1 protein-coding gene is annotated in these 1,399 nt (G+C 47.5%); it reads right to left on the bottom strand.

What is annotated here, in order from left to right; translation table 11 throughout:
- On the bottom strand, nucleotides 1-1,355 hold a 1,355-nt coding region (locus KDK16_RS08975), incomplete at its 3' end, for an F-box/WD repeat-containing protein (protein ID WP_257275687.1).
- Nucleotides 1,356-1,399: the final 44 nt, after the last annotated feature.

The following is a 1,399-nucleotide window of genomic DNA, read 5'->3' as shown; positions in this document are numbered from 1 at the left end:
TCCTCACTGGTCGTTACCAGATGGCGGCTATCGGCGCTGAAGCTGGCGGAGGTAACCACCTCTTGGTGTTGAATGGTGTCTTTTAATACCCACTCAGCGGTTTGCAGGCCATGGATTTTTGCCTTGCTATCACTGGTAGTTACCACATAACGGCCATCGGCGCTGAAGTTGGCTGATTTGACCCAATAATCATGAATAATGGTGGTCATTTCTTCCCAGGATCCATTGTCCTGCAGGCCATAGATGATTGCTCTGTGATCGGCGCTGGTGGTTACCAGGTGGCGGCCATTGGTGCTGAAAGTGTAGTAGTAGATTATATCATCGTGGTGAATGGTGGCATTGACTTTCCATGATCCATCATCCTGACTGTAGAGGGTTGCATTGTTATCTTCACTCAGGATCACCAAATGACGCCCATCGGCGCTAAAGCTAACCGACGAGACCGGAGCATTGTGGTTAATGCTGTATTTTGCTTCCCATGAGCCATCGGTCTCCTGGCTGTAAATCTTCACCTCATTACTCAAACTGGCGGTCACTACATGGCAGCTATCGGCACTGAATGAGGCCGAGGTGACCCCATGATTATGGAGAATAGTGGCTTTTACATCCCATGATCCATCGTCCTCCTGAACACAGATTTTCGCCGTGCGATCGTCACTCCCGGTGACCATCTTACGGCTATCGACACTGAAGGTGGCTGATCCGACCCAACCACCGTGGGAAACGGTGGCTGTTTCTATCCATGATCCATCGGGCTTCTGGCCAGTGATTTTCACTGTTTTGTCATAGCCGGCAGTCACCACATGGCGGCCATCAGTGCTGAAACTGGCCGTGGTGATAGAGCGTGGACGGGTACGGGTAATTTCGGTTTTTTCCACCAACTTGAATTTTTCACATTGAGACATCAGTTTACTGTTGGTGAAAACTAACTGAACAGGAAAATAAACATTCTTTTGTTGTTTTATGAGTGACCCGATAGTGCCTATATCCGCAAACGGCTTCAACCAATCACGGAGTTGTTGTTCATCTTTTGTCGTAACAATGGTCTTTAGTTGATATTGGTTTAGTGATGGAAGCCGACGATACCATGCTCTTTCCAGAGCCTTATCGTTTTTTACAAGCTTGTGAAGCTGTTTGCATACCCTTGTTAAAGCTGTCACCCCTCGAAAATCCAAATAGCGAATAATTTTGGCATGTATCTCTTCGGGCAAATGGAATAATGTTGCTTCAATTTTGTCCTTTACAGTAACCTCCCTGCCCAGACTGACACCCTTTGGTGCTTCCTCCAATCGAGGTTGCTTAGGTGTCGGCGGGGCTGAAGAGTCAATCCTGGAATGGTTATCAGTAGAGTGCATGACTGTTCCTTCAAAGTCAGTATTTATCCTCGGTTGGAAAGGAC

It is taken from the genome of Endozoicomonas sp. SESOKO4 (assembly GCF_024606275.1).
This window is presented reverse-complemented; position numbering and strand designations above follow the sequence as displayed.